This is a genomic window from Amycolatopsis rifamycinica (genome assembly GCF_000695625.1).
Taxonomy (GTDB): Bacteria; Actinomycetota; Actinomycetes; order Mycobacteriales; family Pseudonocardiaceae; genus Amycolatopsis; species Amycolatopsis rifamycinica.
The window spans coordinates 85,022-107,440 of the sequence record NZ_JMQI01000047.1; the positions used below are offsets into that span (position 1 = coordinate 85,022).

23 protein-coding genes are annotated in these 22,419 nt (G+C 70.4%); 12 read left to right on the forward strand and 11 right to left on the reverse strand.

Translation table 11 applies throughout. The annotated features are described in order from the left end of the window. Positions 1–227: 227 nt before the first annotated feature. Both recA and DV20_RS22040 read left to right on the forward strand, forming a co-directional pair. The gene (gene recA / locus DV20_RS22035) at positions 228–1,274 is read left to right on the forward strand and encodes a recombinase RecA (RefSeq protein WP_043783238.1); all 1,047 of its coding nucleotides are present in this window, start codon (positions 228–230) and stop codon (positions 1,272–1,274) included. 98 nt (positions 1,275–1,372) lie between these two features. Further along, complete coding sequence (locus DV20_RS22040) at positions 1,373–1,900, forward strand: regulatory protein RecX (protein WP_084093617.1); 528 nt, start codon at positions 1,373–1,375, stop codon at positions 1,898–1,900. 419 nt (positions 1,901–2,319) lie between these two features. On the opposite strand, the gene DV20_RS22045 is transcribed toward DV20_RS22040, so the two are convergent. The 4 genes from DV20_RS22045 to edd all read right to left on the reverse strand — a co-directional run bounded on the left by DV20_RS22045 (position 2,320) and on the right by edd (position 8,326). Then, positions 2,320–3,630 (reverse strand): MFS transporter, encoded by a 1,311-nt coding sequence (locus DV20_RS22045; protein WP_235190915.1) that lies wholly within the window; start codon positions 3,628–3,630, stop codon positions 2,320–2,322. 22 nt (positions 3,631–3,652) lie between these two features. After that, complete coding sequence (locus DV20_RS22050) at positions 3,653–5,620, reverse strand: PEP/pyruvate-binding domain-containing protein (protein ID WP_043783240.1); 1,968 nt, start codon at positions 5,618–5,620, stop codon at positions 3,653–3,655. A gap of 214 nt (positions 5,621–5,834) precedes the next feature. Next, positions 5,835–6,440, reverse strand: coding sequence for a bifunctional 4-hydroxy-2-oxoglutarate aldolase/2-dehydro-3-deoxy-phosphogluconate aldolase (eda, locus tag DV20_RS22055; RefSeq protein ID WP_043783242.1), 606 nt, complete (start codon positions 6,438–6,440; stop codon positions 5,835–5,837). Then, positions 6,437–8,326, reverse strand: coding sequence for a phosphogluconate dehydratase (gene edd / locus DV20_RS22060; protein ID WP_043783244.1), 1,890 nt, complete (start codon positions 8,324–8,326; stop codon positions 6,437–6,439). Before edd ends, eda begins: the two co-directional genes overlap by 4 nt. A gap of 247 nt (positions 8,327–8,573) precedes the next feature. Here edd and DV20_RS22065 point away from each other — a divergent pair, with 247 nt between their 5' ends. The 7 genes from DV20_RS22065 to DV20_RS22095 are packed head-to-tail and all read left to right on the forward strand — an operon-like array spanning position 8,574 to position 14,636. Beyond that, positions 8,574–8,861, forward strand: a complete 288-nt coding sequence (locus DV20_RS22065; protein WP_043783673.1) for a hypothetical protein — start codon at positions 8,574–8,576, stop codon at positions 8,859–8,861. Then, positions 8,858–9,682, forward strand: a complete 825-nt coding sequence (locus DV20_RS22070) for a hypothetical protein (protein WP_043783246.1) — start codon at positions 8,858–8,860, stop codon at positions 9,680–9,682. The genes DV20_RS22065 and DV20_RS22070 overlap by 4 nt, the downstream gene beginning before the upstream one ends. A gap of 51 nt (positions 9,683–9,733) precedes the next feature. Further along, positions 9,734–11,650, forward strand: coding sequence for a fumarate reductase/succinate dehydrogenase flavoprotein subunit (locus tag DV20_RS22075; RefSeq protein ID WP_043783248.1), 1,917 nt, complete (start codon positions 9,734–9,736; stop codon positions 11,648–11,650). Beyond that, a complete protein-coding gene (locus DV20_RS22080; protein WP_043783250.1) occupies positions 11,647–12,399 on the forward strand; it encodes a succinate dehydrogenase/fumarate reductase iron-sulfur subunit in 753 nt (250 codons plus the stop codon). The genes DV20_RS22075 and DV20_RS22080 overlap by 4 nt, the downstream gene beginning before the upstream one ends. After that, positions 12,396–12,986: a hypothetical protein gene (locus DV20_RS22085; protein ID WP_043783253.1), complete on the forward strand. Its 591-nt coding sequence runs from the start codon at positions 12,396–12,398 to the stop codon at positions 12,984–12,986. Before DV20_RS22080 ends, DV20_RS22085 begins: the two co-directional genes overlap by 4 nt. A 13-nt stretch (positions 12,987–12,999) precedes the next feature. After that, the gene (locus tag DV20_RS22090; RefSeq protein ID WP_043783255.1) at positions 13,000–13,524 is read left to right on the forward strand and encodes a GNAT family N-acetyltransferase; all 525 of its coding nucleotides are present in this window, start codon (positions 13,000–13,002) and stop codon (positions 13,522–13,524) included. Continuing rightward, a complete protein-coding gene (locus DV20_RS22095; RefSeq protein WP_051736087.1) occupies positions 13,521–14,636 on the forward strand; it encodes a metal-dependent hydrolase family protein in 1,116 nt (371 codons plus the stop codon). Before DV20_RS22090 ends, DV20_RS22095 begins: the two co-directional genes overlap by 4 nt. Here the strand turns inward: DV20_RS22095 and DV20_RS22100 are convergent. Beyond that, positions 14,620–14,805, reverse strand: coding sequence for a DUF397 domain-containing protein (locus tag DV20_RS22100; RefSeq protein WP_043783257.1), 186 nt, complete (start codon positions 14,803–14,805; stop codon positions 14,620–14,622). The two genes, DV20_RS22095 and DV20_RS22100, sit on opposite strands and share 17 nt — an antisense overlap. A gap of 3 nt (positions 14,806–14,808) precedes the next feature. Continuing rightward, positions 14,809–15,660: a helix-turn-helix domain-containing protein gene (locus DV20_RS22105; protein ID WP_043783259.1), complete on the reverse strand. Its 852-nt coding sequence runs from the start codon at positions 15,658–15,660 to the stop codon at positions 14,809–14,811. A gap of 170 nt (positions 15,661–15,830) precedes the next feature. On the opposite strand from DV20_RS22105, the gene DV20_RS22110 reads away from it, so the two are divergent. The 3 genes from DV20_RS22110 to DV20_RS22125 all read left to right on the forward strand — a co-directional run bounded on the left by DV20_RS22110 (position 15,831) and on the right by DV20_RS22125 (position 18,136). Beyond that, a complete protein-coding gene (locus tag DV20_RS22110) occupies positions 15,831–16,874 on the forward strand; it encodes a DUF4037 domain-containing protein (protein ID WP_043783261.1) in 1,044 nt (347 codons plus the stop codon). Beyond that, positions 16,867–17,592: a YoaK family protein gene (locus DV20_RS22115; protein WP_235190916.1), complete on the forward strand. Its 726-nt coding sequence runs from the start codon at positions 16,867–16,869 to the stop codon at positions 17,590–17,592. Before DV20_RS22110 ends, DV20_RS22115 begins: the two co-directional genes overlap by 8 nt. Before the next feature lie 283 nt (positions 17,593–17,875). Continuing rightward, positions 17,876–18,136: a hypothetical protein gene (locus tag DV20_RS22125; RefSeq protein ID WP_043783265.1), complete on the forward strand. Its 261-nt coding sequence runs from the start codon at positions 17,876–17,878 to the stop codon at positions 18,134–18,136. Here DV20_RS22125 and DV20_RS22130 read toward each other — a convergent pair. The 5 genes from DV20_RS22130 to DV20_RS22150 all read right to left on the reverse strand — a co-directional run bounded on the left by DV20_RS22130 (position 18,133) and on the right by DV20_RS22150 (position 22,256). Next, positions 18,133–18,870 carry an SDR family NAD(P)-dependent oxidoreductase gene (locus tag DV20_RS22130; RefSeq protein ID WP_043783266.1) on the reverse strand — a complete coding sequence of 246 codons (738 nt, stop codon included), beginning with the start codon at positions 18,868–18,870 and terminating at the stop codon, positions 18,133–18,135. The genes DV20_RS22125 and DV20_RS22130 overlap by 4 nt on opposite strands. A gap of 75 nt (positions 18,871–18,945) precedes the next feature. Continuing rightward, positions 18,946–19,806 (reverse strand): amino acid ABC transporter permease, encoded by an 861-nt coding sequence (locus DV20_RS22135; protein WP_043783268.1) that lies wholly within the window; start codon positions 19,804–19,806, stop codon positions 18,946–18,948. Next, positions 19,803–20,450 (reverse strand): amino acid ABC transporter permease, encoded by a 648-nt coding sequence (locus DV20_RS22140; RefSeq protein ID WP_043783269.1) that lies wholly within the window; start codon positions 20,448–20,450, stop codon positions 19,803–19,805. Before DV20_RS22140 ends, DV20_RS22135 begins: the two co-directional genes overlap by 4 nt. An 83-nt stretch (positions 20,451–20,533) precedes the next feature. Next, positions 20,534–21,460, reverse strand: a complete 927-nt coding sequence (locus DV20_RS22145; protein ID WP_043783270.1) for a glutamate ABC transporter substrate-binding protein — start codon at positions 21,458–21,460, stop codon at positions 20,534–20,536. Between the two features lie 67 nt (positions 21,461–21,527). Next, positions 21,528–22,256, reverse strand: a complete 729-nt coding sequence (locus DV20_RS22150; protein WP_200876483.1) for an amino acid ABC transporter ATP-binding protein — start codon at positions 22,254–22,256, stop codon at positions 21,528–21,530. Between the last annotated feature and the right edge of the window lie 163 nt (positions 22,257–22,419).

Here is a 22,419-nt window from a genome sequence, read left to right on the forward strand (position 1 = left end):
TGTGGATAGGCATGACCCGGGCGGGCGAAAACTCTACCGCAAGGGTGTGTCGCTGCGGACCTCGAACAGGTGTTCGTCTAAGGTGTTGTCCACATCGGGTCCAGCGATCCACAGATTGGGCGCCGCGCCTGGAATTGTCGGTCCCCGCCGCTAGCGTCGGACCGGACAGCTGAAGAACCGACACAGAGCCCTCGAGACGAGGGCTTCGACCAGCGAGGTGGACTTCCATGCCTGCAGCACCCGACAAGGACAAGGCGCTCGAGCTCGCGCTCGCGCAGATCGACAAGCAGTACGGCAAGGGCTCGGTCATGCGCCTGGGCGAGGACACCCGGCCGCCCATCGCCGTGATCCCCACCGGCTCGATCGCCCTCGACGTCGCCCTCGGCATCGGCGGCCTGCCCCGGGGCCGGGTCATCGAGGTCTACGGGCCGGAATCCTCCGGTAAGACCACGGTCGCCCTGCACGCGGTGGCGAACGCGCAGCGCAACGGCGGCATCGCGGCGTTCATCGACGCGGAGCACGCGCTGGACCCGGACTACGCCAAGAAGCTCGGCGTCGACACCGACGCGCTGCTCGTCTCCCAGCCGGACACCGGTGAGCAGGCCCTGGAGATCGCGGACATGCTGGTCCGCTCCGGCGCGCTCGACATCCTGGTCATCGACTCCGTGGCCGCGCTCGTGCCCCGCGCCGAGATCGAGGGCGAGATGGGTGACTCGCACGTCGGCCTCCAGGCCCGCCTGATGAGCCAGGCCCTGCGCAAGATGACCGGTGCGATGAACAACTCCGGCACCACGGCGATCTTCATCAACCAGCTGCGCGAGAAAATCGGCGTGATGTTCGGCTCCCCGGAGACCACCACCGGTGGCAAGGCGCTGAAGTTCTACGCGTCGGTCCGCCTGGACGTGCGCCGCATCGAGACGATGAAGGACGGCGGCGAGGCGGTCGGCAACCGGACCCGCGTCAAGGTCGTCAAGAACAAGATGGCCCCGCCCTTCAAGCAGGCCGAGTTCGACATTCTGTACGGCCACGGCATCTCCCGCGAGGGTTCGCTCATTGACATGGGGGTCGACCAGGGCATCCTGCGCAAGTCCGGCGCCTGGTACACCTACGAGGGCGACCAGCTCGGCCAGGGCAAGGAGAACGCGCGGAAGTTCATGCGCGACAACCCGGACATCGCCAACGAGATCGAGAAGCGGATCAAGGAGAAGCTCGGCATCGGCCCGCAGCTCGACGCGGCCGCCATCGAGCCCGTCCCGGCGCCGGTCGACTTCTGATCGCCCGCCGCCGTCGCATCGAGTGGTGACGGTGCGGCCGGGTGAGGCGCGGCCGGCTGTGAGAACGAGGAGTGATCGAGGTGGCGAGGGCACCGAAGGTGCCGCCCGCCGAGCTGCCTCCTGAGGAGCGGTACAAGAAGGCCAAGGAGATCTGCTTCGATCTCCTGGCCGCCCGGCCGCGCACTCAGGAAGAGCTGCGGCAGGCGCTGCACCGCAAGGGGTTCGACGAGGAGACCAGCGAGACCCTGCTCGGGAAGCTCGACCGGGCGGGGCTGGTCAACGACGCGGAGTTCGCGGAACTGTGGGTGAAGTCCCGGCACGCGAACCAGGGCCTGTCCCGCACCGCGCTGGTGGCCGAGCTGCGGCGCAAGGGCGTCGACGACGAGATCGCCACGCAGGCCGCCGGCGAGGTCGACCGCGAGTCCGAGGAACAGATGGCCAGGGAACTGGTCCGCAAGCGCCTCGGCTCGCTCGGCAACGTAGACGAACAGACCGCCCTGCGGCGGCTGCTCGGCTTCCTCGCGCGCAAGGGCTACCCGCAAGGGCTGGCCTACACGGTGATCAGGGAGGAACTCCGCGAGTACGGCGCGGAGTCCACCCTGCTCGACGACGCCGTCATCGACTGACCGACGCTCGCCGTGCCGGGTTTCGGCTCGGTGTTGTGGCCGGTGGCCGGAGTGGGTGCGGTGCGGCGGCCCGGTGGTGCCGGTGGCCCGGTGGCCGCGGGTGAGCCCGGTGGGGCGCGGCGGTGTGGCGGCCGGGCCGGGCGGTGGTGTGGCGCGGCGGTGCGTGGCCGGGGTGGGTCCGGTGATCGGTGACCGAGGTGGGCGCCATTGGTGTGGTGGCTGGGTCGGGCCGGTGGCGCGGCGCGGCGGCCGTTAGCCCGTCGGTGCGCTCGGTGAGGGTCGGCGGCTCCGCGGGGTGGGCTGGTTTGGCCCTGCGCGAGCGCCGGTGCCTGTGCCTGCCGGCACCCGCTCGGCGGTGTGAGGTGGCTCGGTGGTGCGTCAGCGCCGATGCCCGGCCGCATTCCAAGCCGGCGCTGGGGTCAGTGGCGGACTTCTCCCACCTCGTGCCGTGTGCGGAGTTGCGGGTCGGCCGGTGGGAAAGTCGTGCCCGGACGGCGGGCGGCGGGGACCCGGCGGTCCGAGCGGTGCTTGCGGACCGCCAGCAGCAGCACCGCGAGCAGACCCATCGCGCCGCACGTCACGATGGCCGTCAGCAGGAGGAACTCGTTCAGCTGCCCGGCTGCCAGGTACGCACCCAGTGCCACCGCGACCAGTGCGCACACCGCCCTGTCCACAATGGACTCCATGGACAGGAGTGTCGCGCGGTAGCGGGAGTCCGTGATGGAGTCGTTCAGCAGTTGCTTCTGGATCGGGAACGCGATTCCCGTCGCCACCGCGAACACGCACAACAGCACCACCGCCGGGAAGGCGCCCACGAACACGATCACCCCGAGGCAGAGGGCCATCACGATCGTCAGCGTGAACACCGAACCCACCGGGCCTATCGCGCGGCGAAGCCGGTGGGGGCGGGCCGCGCCCAGTGCTTCGAAGACCGTCATCGCGGCCAGGACCGTGCCGTACCAGTTCACCGAGAGCGTCTTCGACTCCAGGATCGGCTGGAACAGGTTCACCTGGCAGATCCGGACCAGCGTGAACATCGCGACGCCCTGCACCATCAACAACACCAGCCACCGGGACGAACGCAGCGTCCACAACGCGCCGCCGAGTCCCGCCACCAGTGATGCCGTCTTGTCGGTTACGCGGCGGCCGCCCGGGATCGGGGGGAGTTTGAGCGCGAAGGCGAGCGCTATGCCCGCGTTGATCGCCGTCAGCCAGTACGGTGAGGGGAGGCTCCACGACATCAGCAGGCCGATCACCGGCCAGAACACGATCTTGCCGACCAGGCTGTACGCGCGGCCGACGCCTTCCACGCGGAGGTAGTGTTCCCCCGCGCCGGATGCGTGCAGGTACTCGTACAGGTACGCGCTCTGCGCACCCGAAACCAGCGAGCGGGCCAAGGCGATCAAGACGAAGTGCACCAGGAATCCGGGGTAGGAGCTCAGGAACACCGGCACCAGGTTCGCGGCCACCAGCACGCCCGCGCCCGCCGTCAGCGAGGTGCGGTAGTCGAAGCGGTCGGCGATCATCCCGGTCGGGATCTCGAGCAGGCAGAACACGATGTAGTAAATGCTCTGGATGCCGAAGATCTCGCCGTCGGAGAGCCCGATGAGCTTCTGGTACGAGTAGAAGATCGGCACCCACAGCAGCAGGCCGAAGAAGAACTGGAAGCCGTAGGTCAGCCGGACGGCGCGCTGAACGGCGGGTTTCGCGGGCAGGCGAAGCCCCAGCATGATCGTGTGTCTCCCGGGAAGGTCAGGCCGAATAGGGGCGCAGCTGCACGAGGTGGAGGTGCTCGCCGTCGGCGAGCCACTCGATGTCCACTGGTGAGTCGAAGGTGTAGTCGGGCGAGAAGTGGCCCTGCAGCAGGCGGCCGGCGACGGCGAGGCGCTGCAGCTGCGCGTGGGCGCGCTCGTCGAGGTCCGCGGGCGCGTCGCCCAGGGACAGCGTGCGGCCGCCGCCCTCGACCGTCGAATACAGGTACTGCATCGGCAGCGCCGCACCGTCGACGACGTCCGTCATGCGAGGCGACACGTTGACGTACACCGTGCGGAAGTCCGCGCGGTTCATCGGGTTCGTCGTCACCAGCACCCCGCCGAAGTCCGCCGCGACCTGCTCCTGGATCACCACGCCCATGTAGCACTCGTCGAGGGAGATCCCGGCCTGCTGCCGCAGCCGGACGCTGCGCACGGACACCAGCGACGCCCAGACCTCCTTGACACTGGCGAAGATCCGCTCGGCCGTGGTGACGTGGTTGTGCGACTCGTAGATCCCGGCCGCGGAGAACCCGGCGAGGTCTTCGGCGTTCGACGAGCTGCGCACGACGAACGCCCGCACGCCGGCCAGTTGCGATACCAGCGCGGAGTCGATTTCGCCGGCCAGCGCGCCCGGCATCCGCGCGGACCGGATCAGGCCCTGCAGCTCGACGCACAGCGGCTCGATCTCGCGGGCGTCCAGCTCCAGAGCCATCTTCAGCTTCCCGATGGCCTGCTGAATCCGCGGCGACGACTCCAGGAACCGCCGCTGCAGCGAGAAGGGCAGCGCGATGCCGCGCGGCACGCGGACGTGCTCGTCGAGCAGCCGCCGGGCCGCGGCGCGCAGGTCGGCGTCGAGCGGGACGTCCAGCAGCCGGGCCAGGTAGGGGAGCAGGTTGTCCCGCGGTGGCCGCGGCACCTGGTAGAAGCCCAGGAGCCGCTGTGAACCGGAAGCCAGCACGTGGTGCAGCTCGCCGAGGTTGGCCGCCTTCGTGCCGTAGCGGTGGCGGTCGGACGCGCGCAGCCGGGCGAGGTTCACGATCGGGCTGTGGTCGGCCTCCGGCTGCTCCAGCGTGACGCGCTGGGCGTACCAGGCCGGCGGCGCCGCGCCGGCCGGCTCGTCGACCTCGCGCAGCGAGAGTCCCTGGGCGTCCACTGTGTACTCGACCCACTTGCCGTCGAGCCCGCGGCGCTCGACCTCGGCCAGCGCGCCGAGCTGGACGGCGTTCGGGATCTGCCAGCCGGTGGCGAGGACGTTGGTGTGCGACAACGGCGTCGTGTGCCGGGCGTTGACGATCCCCGCCAGCCGCGGGATGTCGTCGGGGACGCGGTCCATCACGATGATGTCGGTCCAGTCCAGCGTCGCGGCCCGGTACTCGGCCTCGGTGCGGAACGCGCGCAGCCGCCCGGTGGCCGTGCCCGGGTTCAGCGCCACGAACGGCGCCGTGGAGAACAGCTCGTGCGCGAAGACGCGCGGCAGCTCGCCCGCCGGGATGTCGCGGACGATCCGCTCCTGCAGCTGGTTGGCCGGCTTGAACAGCAGCGGCAGCGACGGGTCGACGTACTGGGCGACGAAGGCGTGGAACTCGCGGATCAGCTCGGCCGGCATGGTGTCGACCTCGACCGTCTCCAGCGAAAGCATCTGCGGGTGCAGGGCGAGAATGCCGAGCAGGAACCGGCGGTCCGGCGCGTGGTAGAAGGCCTCGTTGTACGAGTCGATCTCGGCGCGCACGCGTTCTTCGCCGACGCCGAGGATCTCTTCCCCGATATAGATCGCGTGAAAGGAATGCCGCGCGTTGTGCAGGAAGTGGATCTTCGCCTGCTCGCGGTCGACCACGACCTTGACGAAGGAATAGCCGCCGACAGTGTCGCCGAGCTGGTGAAGTGCGGACACCGAAAGGCGTTCGCCGACGAGTGCGGCGACGGTCTCGGGGGCCGGATCGGGCGCGACCACGCTGGTCAGGGACACGGATTCTCCTCGCTGGAAACAGCGAAGAGAAAGATAACAGGCAGGTAAATAACCCACCAGAGCGGCATCTGCGCCATTCAGCGGAACACGCGAAGATTTCATGACCGGCGCCACACCCGCACGGAGCACCGTTCCAGCGCGCTGGAACGGTGCTCCCGGAATGCGGACGCCGGTTCCGCCGTTCGGGTGCGGCGCCGACGCGGAGTGATCTCCGCTACAGCGCGGCGGCCTCGGCGGCCAGCTTCTCGATCGTGGCGGGGTCGAGCGAGGCCGTCAGCCACGAGCCGCCGATGCAGCCGACGTTCGGCAGCGCCAGGTACGACGGCGCCGAGGCCACCGTGATCCCGCCGGTGGGACAGAAGCGCAGAGACGGCAGCGGACCCGCGATCGACTTCAGGTACGCGACACCGCCCGACGCCTCCGCCGGGAAGAACTTCAGCGCCGACAGCCCGCGCTCGGCGAGCCGCATCGCCTCGGACACGGTGCTCGCGCCCGGCAGGAACGGCAGCCCGGTCTCGAAGCACGCGTCGACGACGGCGTCCGTGCAGCCCGGCGTCACGAGGAACTTCGCGCCCGCGTCGGCCGCCTGCTTCGCCTGGTCCGGCGAAGTGACGGTGCCGGCGCCGATGACGATGTCCGGCACCTCGGCGGCGACGCGCTCGATCGCCGGCAGCGCCGCCGACGTGCGCAGGGTCAGCTCGATGACCCCGATCCCGCCGGCGAGCAGGGCCCGCGCCGTGGGGACCGCGTCGTCGGCGTCGTCGATCACCACGACGGGCATCACGGGGGACAGCTCGAGCAGGTCCTGACCGGTGGTCACTGACCGACCTCCTGTGTTTCCAGAGTGGGCATTCCGAAGTGCTCCGGGGTCAAACCGCCGAACACCGAAGCGCCCTGGTCAGCGGGGCCGACGGCACGGCGCAACGCGGCGAACAGCTCTCGGCCGGTGCCGGTCCAGGATGCTTCGGACGGCGGGGAGTCCACAAGCTCGCGCCGGGCGAGTTCTTCGTCACCGACCAGCACGTCGAGCGAACCCGCGGCGGCGTCGAGCCGGATGACGTCGCCGTCCGCGACGCGGGCGATCAGGCCGCCCGCGGCGGCTTCCGGCGTCACCTGGATGGCGGCCGGGATCTTGCCCGACGCGCCCGACATCCGGCCGTCGGTGAGCAACGCCACGGCGTGCCCGCGGTCCATCAGCACGCCCAGGGCCGGGGTCAGGCCGTGCAGCTCCGGCATGCCGTTGGCCCGCGGGCCCTGCTGCCGGATCACCACGACGACGTCCCGGTCGAGCTCGCCGGCCTCGAACGCGGCCGTGAAGCCCTCCTGCGTGGTGAACACCCGTGCCGGCGCCTGGACGACGCGGTGCTCGGGCGCGACCGCGGACACCTTGACCACCGCGCGGCCGAGGTTGCCCTCGACCATCCGCAGCCCGCCGTCCGCGGCGAAGGGCCGCCACGCCGGGCGCAGCACCTCTTCGTCCAGGCTGCGGGTGGGCACGTCGCGCCAGACGAGCTCGCCGTCGGACAGGATCGGCTCGGCGCGGTAGCGGTGCAGCCCGAACCCGGCCACCGTGTGCACGTCCTCGTGCAGCAGCCCGGCGTCGAGCAGCGTGCCGACCAGGAACTGGATGCCGCCGGCGGCGTGGAAGTGGTTGATGTCGGCGCTGCCGTTCGGGTAGACCCGCGCCAGCAGCGGCACCACGGCCGAGAGGTCGGAGAAGTCGTCCCAGGTCAGCTGGATGCCGGCGGCCGCGGCGATCGCGACCAGGTGCATCGTGTGGTTCGTCGACCCGCCGGTGGCGAGCAGCGCGACGACGCCGTTGACGAAGGCCTTCTCGTCGAGGATCCGCGAGACGGGCGTGTACTCCTCGCCGCGCGAAATCGCCACGATCCGCCGCCCGGCCTCTTCGGTCAACGCGCGGCGCAACGAAGAGCCGGGCTGGACGAAGCTGGCGCCGGGCAGGTGCAGGCCCATCACCTCGACGACCATCTGGTTCGAGTTGGCGGTGCCGTAGAACGTGCAGGTGCCGGCCGAGTGGTACGACGCCGCTTCGGCGTCGAGGAGGTCTTCGCGGGTGGCGAGGCCCTCGGCGTACAGCTGCCGGACGCGCGCCTTCTCCTTGTTCGGCAGCCCGGAGTTCATCGGGCCGGCCGGGATCAGCACCGCCGGCAGGTGGCCGAACGACAGCGCGCCGATCAGCAGGCCGGGCACGATCTTGTCGCAGACGCCCAGCAGCAGCGCCGCGTCGAACATGTCGTGCGAGAGCGCGATCGCCGTCGACATCGCGATGACCTCGCGGCTGAACAGCGACAGCTCCATGCCCGCGCGGCCCTGCGTGATCCCGTCGCACATCGCGGGCACGCCGCCGGCGAACTGGGCGACACCGCCCGCGGAGCGCACGGACTTCTTCAGCCACGCCGGGTACTCCTGCATCGGCTGGTGCGCCGACAGCATGTCGTTGTAGGAGGACACGATCGCGACGCCGGGGGCGCGCGCGGCGCGCAGCGCTTCCTTGTCGACGCCGTCCATCGCGGCGAAGCCGTGGGCGAGGTTGCTGCACGCGAGGCCGCGGCGGACCGGGCCTTCGGCGTGCGCGGCGGCCGTGCGGCCGAGGTAGGCGGTGCGGGTCGCGGCACTGCGCGCGGCGATGCGGGCGGTGACCTCGGCGACGACCGGGTGCAACGATGTGGTGGGGGTCGGGCTCATGTCCGGCTCCGGATCACTGGTGTGGGGTGGTCCGCGGGACGGCAGCGCTGACGCCTCTGGGTCGTGACTCTGGCCACACTACCTCGGGAAAACGCTGAATCAAAATCGATTCAGAAGATCGATCCGAGTGACCCCGATCACCCTCGGAACCGTTAGTGTGCTAGTTGTCACACTGCACGACGCGTGGCAGTGCCTTCGAAGGTTGCCTTCGCCGGTTCCCTGCCAGCCCCACCACACGGGAGGCATGATGTCCACCTCCGAGATCGCCGAGCTGCGGCGAACCATCGGCCAGCTCCGGCAGTGCGTCGGCGCACTGCGCTCGCGCTACGGCGACGCGTCGGCGGTGCGCCGGCTCGCCAACGACGTCGAGCGCCTCGACATCGACATCGCGGACCTCGACGGCGTGCCGCTCGCGGTGCCCGCCCAGGCGAAGGCCGCGGAGCGCGTCCCCGTCCCCGACACCCCCTACGACCCGGCGCTGTGGCACGGCGCCGATGACGAAGGCGTCGGCGGCTACAAGCGCGACCAGCGGTGAGCGCTCCCGCTGACAACGGCGTCGGCACCGGCGTCCGGGCCCCCAAGCGGGCCCGGATCGCCGAGCGCACCCTCCGCACGGACCGGTGGTGGCTCCAGCCGCTGCTGACCGTGCTCGGACTGTCGGCGTTCATCGTCTACGCGACGGTCCGGTCGTTCGTGCGCACCGCCTACTGGGTGCCCGACTACCACTACCTGACGCCGTTCTACTCGCCGTGCCTGTCCACGTCCTGCGTGGCGGGCTCGAGCCACTTCGGCCACTGGTTCGGCGACCTGCCCGGCTGGATCCCGCTCGGCTTCGTGGTGCTGCCGTTCCTGCTCGGGTTCCGCCTGACCTGCTACTACTACCGCAAGGCCTACTACCGGTCGGTGTGGTTCTCCCCGCCCGCCTGCGCCGTCGCGGAGCCGCACGCCAAGTACACCGGCGAGACGCGGCTGCCGCTGATCATCCAGAACGTCCACCGCTACTTCTTCTACGTGGCGCTGATCGTCTCGCTGGTCAACACCTACGACGCGATCACGGCGTTCCACGGCAAGACCGGCGGCTTCGGCTTCGGGCTGGGCAACATCGTCCTGCTCGGCAACGTGATCCTGCTCTGGGCCTACACGCTGTCCTGCCACTCGTGCCGGCACGTGACCGGGGGCCGGCTGAAGCACTTCTCCAAGCATCCGGTGCGCTACTGGATCTGGACGAAGGTCTCGAAGCTCAACACCCGCCACATGACGCTGGCCTGGACGACGCTCGGCACGCTGGTGCTGACCGACTTCTACGTCATGCTCGTCGCCAGCGGCGCGATCTCGGACCTGAGATTCGTCAACTAGCGCCCGCTCTCCCAACCACAGACGTCCCCAGTTCCGAGGTGGAATCTCTTCATGACCGAGGTCGAACGGCACAGCTACGACGTGGTGGTGATCGGTGCCGGTGGCGCCGGTCTGCGCGCCGTGATCGAAGCCCGCGAACGCGGCTTCCGCGTCGCGGTCGTGTGCAAGTCCCTGTTCGGCAAGGCGCACACGGTGATGGCCGAGGGCGGGTGCGCCGCCTCGATGGGCAACGCGAACTCGAACGACAACTGGCAGGTCCACTTCCGCGACACCATGCGCGGCGGGAAGTTCCTCAACAACTGGCGGATGGCGGAGCTGCACGCCAAGGAGGCGCCGGACCGCGTCTGGGAGCTCGAGACGTACGGCGCGCTGTTCGACCGCACCGCCGACGGCCGGATCAGCCAGCGCAACTTCGGCGGCCACACGTACCCGCGGCTGGCGCACGTCGGTGACCGCACCGGGCTCGAGCTGATCCGCACGATGCAGCAGAAGATCGTCTCGCTGCAGCAGGAGGACTTCGCCGAGACCGGCGACTACGAAGCCAAGATCAAGGTCTTCGCCGAGTGCACGGTCACCGAGCTGCTCACCACCGAGGGGAAGATCGCCGGCGCGTTCGGCTACTGGCGCGAGAGCGGGCGGTTCGTCCTCTTCGAGGCGCCCGCCGTCGTGCTCGCCACCGGCGGCATCGGCAAGTCGTTCAAGGTGACGTCGAACTCGTGGGAGTACACCGGCGACGGCCACGCGCTGGCCCTGCGGGCGGGCGCGAAGCTGATCAACATGGAGTTCGTCCAGTTCCACCCGACCGGGATGGTCTGGCCGCCGAGCGTCAAGGGCATCCTCGTCACCGAGGGCGTGCGCGGGGACGGCGGCGTGCTCAAGAACTCCGACGGCAAGCGGTTCATGTTCGAGTACGTGCCCGACGTGTTCAAGGGCCAGTACGCCGAAAGCGAAGAGGAAGCCGACCGCTGGTACTCCGACCAGGAGGACAACCGGCGCACGCCCGACCTGCTGCCCCGCGACGAGGTGGCCCGCGCGATCAACTCCGAGGTCAAGGAGGGCCGCGGCTCGCCGCACGGCGGCGTCTTCCTCGACATCGCCAGCCGGCTGCCCGCCGAGGAGATCCGCAAGCGGCTGCCGTCGATGTACCACCAGTTCAAGGAGCTGGCGGACGTCGACATCACCGCCGAGCCGATGGAGGTCGGCCCGACCTGCCACTACGTCATGGGCGGCATCGAGGTCGACCCGGACACGGCCGCGGCGAGCGTGCCCGGCCTGTTCGCGGCCGGGGAGTGCTCGGGCGGCATGCACGGGTCCAACCGGCTCGGCGGCAACTCGCTGTCCGACCTGCTGGTGTTCGGCCGCCGCGCCGGGCTCGGCGCGGCCGAGTACGTGTCCGGCCTCGAGGGCAGGCCCGCGGTACTGGAGTCCGATGTGGACGCCGCGGCGAAGATGGCGCTCGCGCCGTTCGACCCGCCGGCCGGCGCCTCCGCGGAAAACCCGTACACCCTGCACACCGAGCTGCAGCAGTCGATGAACGACCTGGTCGGCATCATCCGCAAGGCGGGCGAAATCGAGCAGGCGCTGGTGAAGCTGGCCGAGCTGCGCGAGCGGATCCTGCGCGTCACCGTCGAGGGGCACCGGCAGTTCAACCCCGGCTGGCACCTCGCGATCGACCTGCGCAACATGCTGATGGTCAGCGAGTGCGTCGCGAAGGCGGCGTTGACGCGGACCGAAAGCCGCGGCGGGCACACGCGCGACGACTACCCGAGCATGGCCCCCGAGTGGCGCAACAAGCTCCTCGTGTGCTCGGCCGCCGCGGGCGACAACCCGGTGGTGCCGGACATCGACGTCGAGGTGAAGGAGCAGGTGCCGCTGCGGCAGGACCTGCTGGAGCTGTTCGAGTTCGGCGAACTCGGGAAGTACTACACCGATGCGGAGCTCGAGACGCACCCCGGGAGCAAGGCATGAGCTACAAAGCGAGTTTCCGGGTCTGGCGCGGCGACGCCGACGGCGGCGGGCTGCAGGACTTCACGGTGGAGGTGAACGAGGGCGAGGTCGTCCTCGACATCATCCACCGGCTGCAGGCCACGCAGGCCGCGGACCTCGCCGTGCGCTGGAACTGCAAGGCGGGCAAGTGCGGTTCGTGCTCGGCGGAGATCAACGGCCGCCCGCGCCTGCTGTGCATGACGCGGATGTCGACGTTCACCGAGGACGAGGTCATCACGGTGACGCCGATGCGGACGTTCCCGGTGATCCGCGACCTCGTCACCGACGTGTCGTTCAACTACACGAAGGCGCGCGAGATCCCGTCGTTCACCCCGCCGGCGGACCTCAAGCCGGGCGAGTACCGGATGCAGCAGGTGGACGTCGAGCGTTCGCAGGAGTTCCGCAAGTGCATCGAGTGCTTCCTGTGCCAGAACACCTGTCACGTGGTGCGTGACCACGAGGAGAACAAGGAAGCCTTCGCCGGGCCGCGGTACCTGATGCGTATCGCCGAGCTCGAGATGCACCCGCTGGACGTCGCGGACCGCCGTGACGCGGCGCAGGACGAGCACGGCCTCGGGTACTGCAACATCACGAAGTGCTGTTCCGAGGTGTGCCCGGAGGGCATCCACATCACCGACAACGCGCTCATCCCGATGAAGGAGCGCGTCGCGGACCGCAAGTACGACCCGATCGTGTGGCTGGGCAACAAGCTCTTCCGCCGGGACAAGTGAGCCTTTCCCGTTCGACGCTCGCGAACCGTGTGCTGGCCGCCCTCGAGGCGGCTCAAGCCGGTTCGCGAGCGTCTTTACGGGGGTCGCTCGCCCGGGGGACCGCCGACGCGTACAGCGACATCGACGTCGAGTGGCTCGTGCCGTCCGCCGCCTTCCCGGGTTGTCTCGCCGTGACGCCGGTGCTCTCGGCGGTGCGGCCGGTGGCCGCCGTGCGGTTTTCGCCGGACTTCCTGCACTCGCCGGTGCAGCGGCTGGTCTTCGTGCGGTTCGCGGGCGTCCCGGTGTTCTGGCGGCTCGATCTCGACGTGCGCACCGAATCGGCCGACGACCGGCCGGTGCCGGCGGCCGAAGGCGAATGGTCCCGGCCGGCCAGCGCGCTGGCCAACGCGCTCGGCGCGGTGAAAGCCGTCGCCCGCGGCCGGTTCGACGACGTCCGGGGGTTGCTCGACCGCGGCTTCGAGCGGATCGGCTCGGACAGCCGGGCGACCGGTGACGCCCCGGCGGACATCGCCCGGCTGGCGGCCCAGTGCGTCCGCCTCGAGCCGGAGCTGGCGGGGTTCGCGGCGGAGGTCGTCGCCGCGGCGTGACAAGGTGGGTGGCATGGAGATCGAGGTACTGGCACCGTCCGCCGGGGCCGCGGTGATCGAGCGGGTCACCGGGCTGGTCAACGAGGTCTACGCCGAGGCCGAGAAGGGGCTGTGGCGGGGGAGCACCGATCGGACCACGGCCGGCGAGGTGGCCGGGTTCGTGCGGGCCGGGGAGATCGCCGTCGCTTTCGTGGACGGGGACGTCGCCGGGGCGGTGCGGATCCGGCGGCTCGACGCCGCGACCGGTGAGTTCGGGATGCTCGCCGCCGATCCGGCGCGGCGGGGGCTCGGTGTCGGGCGGGAGCTCGTGCGGTTCGCCGAGCGGGTGAGCCGGGACGCCGGGTGCCGGGAGATGCAGCTCGAACTGCTCGTGCCGCGGGAATGGACGCACCCGTCCAAGCAGTTCCTGGCCGAGTGGTACGGCCGGCTCGGCTACCGGGTGACGCACCGCGCCGACCTCGCCGAGGACTACCCGCACCTGGCGCCTTCGCTGGCCACGCCGTGCGACTTCCTCGTCTATCGCAAGGATCTCGCGTGACGGTGCTCGTTGGCGCGCGGGTGTTCGATCCCGAAACCGGGGACAGCACGCGCGCCGACGTGCGGCTGGACGGCTCGCGCATCGCCGAGGTCGGCCTGGGCTTGGACGGCCCCCGCGTCGACTGCTCGGGCGGCCTGCTGATTCCCGGGCTCATCGACTGCCACGCGCACGTGGCTTTTCCGCGGCCCGAGCCGTTGCCGCGCAGCGCGCGGATCCTCGAAGCCGTGCCGGTGCTGCGCGGGCTGCTGGCGCGGGGGATCACCACCGTCCGGGACGCTTGGGGTGCCGACGCCGGGTTCAAGCACGCCCTGCGCGCGGGGTGGATCACCGGGCCGGACCTGCTGATCAGCCTGCGTCAGCTGAGCCCGACCGGCGGGCTCGGCGACAGCTGGGAGCCGCCCGCGGGCGCCGTCGACCACTACGGCGATCCGTCGTTGCCGGACCCGCTCTTCGACGGGCCGGACGCGGCGCGCGCGGCGGTCCGCCGGATGGTGCGCGCGGGCGCCGACTGGATCAAGGCCGGCGCGAGCGGGGCGATGCGGGCGGTGCGGGCGGGGACCGACGTCAGGCCGGCCGACGACGAGCTCACCGCGCTGGTCGACGAGGCCCGCCGCTGCGGCCGGGACGTGATGGCCCACGCGCACTCGACCGCCGCGGTCGTCTCGGCCGCCCGCGCCGGAGCACGCAGCATCGAGCACGGCACGTTCCTCGACGACTCCGCTGTCGCGGCGCTGGCCGGCGCTTGGTACGTGCCGACGCTCTCGCCGATCAGCGACAGCGAGTTCGCCGAGGCACACCGCCGTTCGGTCCGGCTCGCCGTGGACGCCGGTGTCCGCATCGCCGCCGGTTCGGACCTCGCCCCGCGTCCCCATGTCGACTTGACGACCGAGCTGCGATTGCTGGCCGCGGTGCTCGGCGAGGCGGCCGCCCTGAAGGCGGCCACCTCCGAGGCGGCCCGCCTGCTCCGCCTCGACGACGACCGCGGCCGCATCGAGCCGGGGCTGCGCGCCGACCTGGTGCTGCTGGACGGCACGGATCTCGACGTGACGGACCTGCCCGGGCGGACCCGGGCGGTCTGGCACGACGGGGAACGCGTCAGCGCAGCGAGCTGAGCAGCGCCTTCCACGCGGGGTGGGGGACGGTCAGGTGCCCGGCGGCGGGCGCCTTCGAGTCGCGGACCGCGGTGGTTCGCGTGTCGAGAGCTACTTCGACACAGGTGCTGTGTTCGGTGTCGGCATCGCTGTGACTGCTCTTGAACCACATCCGTTCGCGGCCCGCCATCGGTCACTCCTTCATGCGCTCGAACTCGTCCGCCAGCCGGACGAGCACCTCCCTCGATTGTCCCTCGGAAAGGGCGGCTTGTTCCAGCCGTGTGGCCAGGACGTAGAACGCCTCCACCGCGACCCGGTCGTCGATGAACAGGCCTGCCGCATAGGTTTCCTCGTACACGACCGGCGAGTGTTCGGGGAACTCCATGATGGTGAACCGGCTGCCCACCAGGTGGTAGGGCAGGGCTGTCTCCGGCAGGATCCGGATGGTGCAGTGCGGCAGGTTGGTCGCCAGCACCAGGTACTGCAGCTGCTCGTGCATCAACGCCGGGTCGCGGACGACGGTCCGCAGGCTGCGCTCGTAGACGAAGTACAGGCAGCGCGGCGGATTCCGCCGTTGCAGCAGCTGCTGCCGGTCGAGCCGCGCCTGGACGAGGAGCTTGAGGCGGTCCGCCGTGTAGCGCCCGGCCAGTTCGTGGAGCTCCTTGACGTAGTCCTCGGTCTGCAGCATGCCCGGGATGGCGGTCGGGCTGTGCGAGACGATCGTTTCGGCCAGGTTTTCCTGGACGACCAGCGATTTCATCGGGTCGACGAGCTTGTCGAAGTAGGGCCGCACCCAGTAGAGGTCACCGGGCGGCTTGGCCAGCTCGAGGAGCCGCGCGCGTTCGGCGGCCTTGGTCCCGCAGTGGGCGAGGTAGATCGCCGCGTCGATCGGCGAGATGCGGCGGCCGTTCTCCCAGGCCGACACCTTCGACGCCGACCAGTCCGCGCGGCGGGCCAGCTCGCGCAGGGTCATCCGGTTCAGCTCGCGCTGGCCCTTGAGTTCGTAGGCCATTTCCCGCGTGCGCACCGTGCTCTTTTCGGTCATGGCAGGGACGGTAGAGGGGACCTCCGACAAAACGACGTGCGCCGCGCGCGGATTCACCGCAAGGAGGTCGGTGTTTCGCCTGTGTGACAACAAAAACCGGCCGCGAAGCGCTGCGAAGCAGCTTCGCAAAATGAAGCGCGCTTCGCGCCTTCGCGCGACACAATGTGCCCATGGAATTCACTCCAGGAATCGAACTGTCCCGGCGGTTCCACGCCGAAGCGGTCCGCCCGATCCTGCGCCGCGCGTTCCCGCGTATCCGGTACACCGCCGCGCTCATCGGGTACGGCTCCGAGGTGCTGGGCTTCGATTCGCCCCGCTCCACCGACCACAACTGGGGACCGCGGCTGCTGCTGTTCCCCGATGGCGACGGCGCCGGGCTCCCCGACCTGCTCGCCGACCAGCTGCCCCGCACCTTCCTCGGGTACTCGACGCACTTCGTCACCGACGGCGAGGGCACCCGGCACCTCGCTCCGGCGACCGGCCGTGTCGACCACGGGGTCGTCGTCGCCGGGCTCGACGACTGGGTCCGCGGAACGCTCGGGTTCGACCCGCGGCGGCCGGAGCGGGCCGACTGGCTCGCGACCCCCACGCAGGTCTTCGCCGAATTCACCGGCGGCGCGGTGTTCCACGACGACCTCGGGCTCGAAACCCTGCGGCAGCACGTCGCCTGGTACCCGGACGACCTCTGGCGGTACGTCCTGGCGTGCCAATGGCAGCGGATCGGCCAGGAGGAGGCCTTCGTCGGCCGGTGCGGTGAGGCCGGGGACGAACTGGGGTCCGCGGTCGTCGCCGCGCGGCTCGTCCGGGACCTGATGCGACTGTGCCTGCTCATGGCGCGCCGGTACCCGCCGTACAGCAAGTGGCTCGGCAGCGCCTTCGCCCGGCTGCCCGCGGCTGCGCAGCTCACCCCGCACCTCACCGCCGCACTGGCCGGCACCACCTGGCGCGAACGCGAGCGGCACCTCGTGGCCGCCTACGAGCGCGTCGCCGGACTGCACAACGCCCTCGGCCTCACCGATCCGGTGGAGCCGCGGACCAGCGGCTACCACGACCGGCCGTACCAGGTGATCCACGCCGGCCGCTTCGTGACGGCGTTGCTCGCGGGGGCGCCGCCGCACGCGCTGACCGGGACGATCGACCAGTTCGTGGACAACACCGACGCGCTCGGGGACCGCGCGTTCACGCGCCGGGTGGTTGACTGCCGGCATGGCTGAACCGAAACCGCGGGACCTGGCCGCGCTGCTGCTGACGCTGACCGTCGTCACCGGGGTGGTCGACGCCGTCAGCTTCCTCGGCCTCGGCCGGGTGTTCGTGGCCAACATGACCGGGAACGTCGTGTTCCTCGGGTTCGCCGCGGCGGGGGAGACGACGCTGTCGGTGCTCGCCTCACTGACCGCGGTCCTCGCGTTCCTGGCCGGTGCGCTCGCGGGTGGGCGGCTGGCCCGTCGCGGGGACGACTACGACGCCCTCCGGCAGGCGACCGCGGCGCAGGCGGCGCTGATCGCCGCCGCCGTCGTGCTGTCGGCGACGCTGGGCAGTGGTACGCGGCTGGGCAGCGAACTGCTGATCATCGCACTCGGGCTGGCGATGGGCCTGCAGAACGCGGCCGTCCGCCGGATCGGGGCGCCCGATCTGACGACGACCGTGCTGACGATGACGCTGACCGGCTTGGCGGCGGATTCCCGGGCGGCCGGCGGGACCGGTTCGCACCCGCTGCGGAAGATCGCCGCGGTGGGGGCGATGCTCGTCGGCGCCTTCGTGGGCGGCCTGCTGCAGCTGCACGTCGCGATGTGGGTCGCGCTCGGCCTGGCGCTCGTGCTCGTGCTGGGAGTGCTCGCCGTGCTGCAGCGGGCCAGCCGAACCCAGCGGACCGAGCGGAACGACGCGCGGCGGCGGGCCCGTCGGGGTGGCCCGCCGCCGCGCACCCGCTGAACCGTCCAATCGGACGATCAGGGACCGGTGACTGGAAAAGGGCCGGGGCCGCGCAGCGCGCCAACATGCTCGGCAACGAGCGGGACGCGAAGGTCGCGGACATCGTCGGCGGCAAGCGCACCAAGGAACTCACCGGCCACGGCCAGGACTTCGAGATCGTGATGCCGGGTGTCAACAGGACCGGGGGTGGATGTGTTCGGGCCGAACGGCGAATACATCGCGGTCGGCGGGCCGGGCAAGTCACGGCTTCGGCGGTCCGGTCCACCGGAAGGGACAGGACACGGTGATCCGCCGGATCCTGGCCGAGTTCCGGACGACCGGGCCGGCCGCGGTCGGCCTGGTCGTCGACCGCTGGGGGCCGTCACTGGACACCGACCTCGACGACATCGTGACCGGCGGCCCGACACCGGTGACCGTGACACCGGAGCTGATGGTGCTGCGGCCCGAGGTCGCCGTCCGGCACCCGGAACTGCGGAATCCGGTCCCGTTCGGCGGCTTCCTCGCCCGAGACACAGACGGGGTCCTCGCGCTGGTCCCGGACTAACCGAGCGAGCGGCCGCCGTCGACCAGCAGGCGCTGGCCGGTGACGAAGCCCGCCTCCTCCGAGGCGAAGAAACTCACCGCGGCGGCCACGTCCTCGGGCGTGCCCAGCCGTCCGGCGGGGACCGAGGCCTGGTAGGCCGAGCGCTCGGCCTCCGGAACCTCCGCGTGGCGCTCCACCGGGATGAACCCGGGCTCCACCGTGTTGACCGTGATGCCGTCCGGGGCCAGCTCGCGCGCCCAGGCCCGGGCCAGGCCGGCCTGCGCGCTCTTGGCCGTCGCGTACGCCGAGCGGCCGGGCGGCGGGCGGTCCGCGACCTCCGAGCCGACGTGCACGATGCGGCCGTGGCCGCGGGCGCGCATCCCCGGCAGCACCGCGTGGCCCAGCAGCACCGGCGACCGGACGAAGAAGTCGAGCTGGGCCAGGTGCTCCGGCCAGTCCACCCCGGACAGCGGTGCCTCCGGCTGCGGGCCGGTGGCGTTGAGCACCAGCACCCCGATCGGGCCGAGCACCGCCGTGACCGCGTCGACCAGCTCGCCGACCTGGCGCCGGTCGGTGACGTCCGCGGCGAACGCCGCCGCGCGGCCGCCTTCGGCGAGGATGCCCTCCGCGGCCGTCTTCAGGTCGGCGTCGTCGTGGCGGCCGTTGACCGCGACGGCGAACCCGTCTCTGGCCAGCCGGCGCGCGATCACGCGGCCGAGACCCCGGGAACTGCCGGTCACCAGTGCGACACCCATGCGCCCGACGCTAGGGGACACGCCGGGACACGACAAGGCCCCCGGGACGCGTCCCGGGGGCCTCGAACGGGTGACTCAGGCCGACGCGGCGGCGAGGGTGTCGGTCACCGGGGGCGGGGCCGCGACGACCTTCTTGTTGCGGCGGTTGCGCCGCTCCAGGTACGTCGCCAGCGCCGTCAGCAGCAGGCACATCACGACGTAGATGGCGGTCGCCACGATCGTCGACGGCACGATCGGCCGGCCGAACGAGCCCTGCGAACCGATGTAGCGCGCGTAGTACAGCAGCTCCTGGAACGTGATGATGAAGCCGAGAGCGGTGTCCTTCAGCAGCACGACCAGCTGGCTGATGATCGTCGGCAGCATCGCCCGGATCGCCTGCGGCAGCAGGACCAGGAACATCACCTGCGTCTTGCGCATGCCGAGCGCGTACGCGGCTTCGCTCTGGCCCTTCGGCAGCGACTGGATGCCCGCCCGGAACACCTCGGCGAGCACCGAGCCGTTGTACAGCGTCAGGCCCAGGACCACGCCGAGGAACGGCGTCGTCGGGACGCCGACGGTCGGCAGGCCGAAGTAGAACAGGAACATCAGGATCAGCGCGGGGATGGCGCGGAAGAACTCGACGACGAACCCGGCGATCCGGCGGACCCACGCGTGGTCGGACAGCCGGCCCGCCGCGAAGATCGCGCCGAAGACCAGGGCGAGCACCGCCGCGGCCGCGAACGCCTGAAGGGTCTGGAGCACCGCGTTGAGCAGGTCACGCTGCACCTGCGCGTACTGCAGCCACTCCCACTTGCGGGCGGTGAACTGGCCGCTGTCGTAGAAGCGCCACCCGATGTAGGCGACGAACGCGAGCACCAGGAGCGTGCCGGCCACCGCGTACGTGCGGTACCGCAGCCGCGCCTTCGGCCCCGGTACGTCGAACAGTACGTTGCTCATCGGGCCACGCTCCAGCGCTTCTCCAGGCTGCGTTGGACGAACGACAGCACGGCGACCAGGATGATGAAGCCGAGGGCCACCCACAGCAGGCCGATCAGCTGGTTCTCCCCGCGTTCGGACAGGTACGAGCGGATCGCGCCGGCCTCCGCGACGGAGAAACCGGCGGCGATGGTGGTGTTCTTCAGCAGCGCGATCAGGGTGCTGATCAGCGGCGGGACGACCGAGCGCAGCGCCTGCGGCAGCACGACCTGGCCGAGGATCTGGCCGAAGGTCAGCCCCAGCGCCCGGCCCGCCTCGGCCTGGCCGACCGGCACGGTGTTGATGCCCGAGCGCACGACCTCGCAGATGAACGCCGAGGTGTACACGGTCAGGGCGACGACCGCGGCCGGGAAGTAGTCGAGCTTGACGATGTCGAGCAGCGGGTACGCGAACACGAAGAACGCGAACACCAGCGTGAGCGGTGTGTTGCGGGCGATCGTCACGTACGTGGTGCCGACGGCGCGGAAGACGGGGACCGGGCTGACCCGCAGCATGGCGAGGATCGTGCCCCAGATCAGGCTGCCGACGGCGGCGAGCACGAACAGTTCGATCGTGCGCAGGAAGAACGGACCGAACAGGTCCAGGTTGTTGAGCAGGACGTCCATGGAGCCTTCCCCGCGTCCGTGGTCAGGTGGCTGAAATGAGGCCGGTGGACCGGGCGCACCCGATCCACCGGCCTCGTGTCACGTCAGTACTTCTCGAGGGTCGGCTTGGTCGCGGTCGAGCCGGACTTGCCGAGGGTGGCGTCGTAGATCTTCTGCCAGGTGCCGTCGTCCAGCGCCTTCTGCAGGATCTCGTTGACCTTGTCGCGCAGCACCTTGTCGTCCTTGTTGAGGCCGATGCCGTACTTCTCGGTCGAGAACGTCTTGCCGACGACCTTCAGGTTGTCCGGGTCCTGCGCGGCGTAGCCCTTCAGGATCGCGTCGTCGGTCGTGACCGCGTCGACGTCCTTCGACAGCAGCTTCTCGACGCACTGCGAGTACTTCTGGAACTCGACGATGTTGGCCGGCTCGGTCAGGTTCTGCTGCCGGACCTTCTGGATCGGGGTCGAGCCGGTGACCGAGCAGACCTTCTTGCCCTTGAGGGTCTCCGGGCCGGTGATCGAGCTGTCGTCCTTGCGGACGAGCAGGTCCTGGCCCGCGAGGAAGTACGGGCCGGCAAAGGAGACGAGCCCCTTGCGCTTGTCGGTGATCGAGTAGGTGCCGACGTAGTAGTTCACGTCGCCGTTCGCGATCGTCTGCTCACGGGCGCCGGAGTCGACCGTGCGGAAGGTGATCTTCTCCGGGTCGAAGCCGAGGCCGGCCGAGACGAGCTTGGCGATCTCGATGTCGAAGCCGCCGAACTTGCCGGTCGTCGGGTCCTTCTGGCCCAGGCCGGGCTGGTCGTCCTTGGCGCCCACGGTCAGCGCGCCCGCCGACTTCATCTTCGCGAACACCGGCGAACCCTGCAGGTCGACGCCCTGCGCCACCGGGTAGCTCAGCGCCGCGGGGGCGTTCGTGCCGCTCTGGTCGCCCGAACCCGGCGAGGTCGGCGTGCCTTCCTTGCCGCAGGCGGTCAGCGTGGTCAGCGCCAGGCCACCGGCGAGCAGTCCCACCGCGAGGGTGCGGATCCTCATGTGAATCTCTCCTGTGTGTCGTCACCCGGACGCCGACGGCGCCGCGGAACGTTCTCAGCGGTTGTGCTCAGTGGGTAAGGATCTTGCCGAGGAAGTCCTTCGCGCGCTCGCTCTTCGGCGCGGTGAAGAACTCTTCGGGCGTCGTGTCCTCGACGATCTCGCCGTCGGCCATGAAGATCACCCGATCGGCTGCCCTCCGGGCGAAGCCCATCTCGTGGGTGACGACGAGCATCGTCATGCCGTCCTTGGCCAGGCCCGTCATCACGTCGAGGACCTCCTGGACCATTTCCGGGTCCAGCGCCGAGGTCGGCTCGTCGAACAGCATGACCTTGGGGCGCATCGCCAGCGCCCGCGCGATGGCGACGCGCTGCTGCTGGCCGCCCGAGAGCTGCGCCGGGTACTTGTCGGCCTGGTTGGCGATGCCGACGCGCTCCAGCAGCTCCATCGCCGTCTTGCGGGCCTCGGCCTGGCCGACCTTGCGCACCTTCACCGGCGCGAGCATGACGTTCTCGACGATCGTCTTGTGCGCGAACAGGTTGAACGACTGGAACACCATGCCGACGTCGGCCCGCAGGGCCGCCAGTGCCTTGCCCTCGGCGGGCAGCGGCACGCCGTCGACGGCGATCTCACCCGAGTTGATCGGCTCCAGCCGGTTGATCGCCCGGCACAGGGTCGACTTGCCCGAGCCCGACGGGCCGAGCACCACCACGACCTGGCCGCGAGGCACCTCGAGCGTGATCTCCCTGAGCACGTGCAGGTCGCCGAAGTACTTGTTCACGGCGGACGCCTTGATCATCGGCGCCGCCACCTCCGCGGTCATCTGGCCTCCCGGGTCGTTCGTGCAATTCGGGCATGGGTCACCACGCGATGGGCGAGAACCTACCGTTGTCGTACCGGCTGGCAAGGCCGCTTGAGCAATACTTAGGGTTTCAACTGAGTATCGATGTCCATTTTGGGGG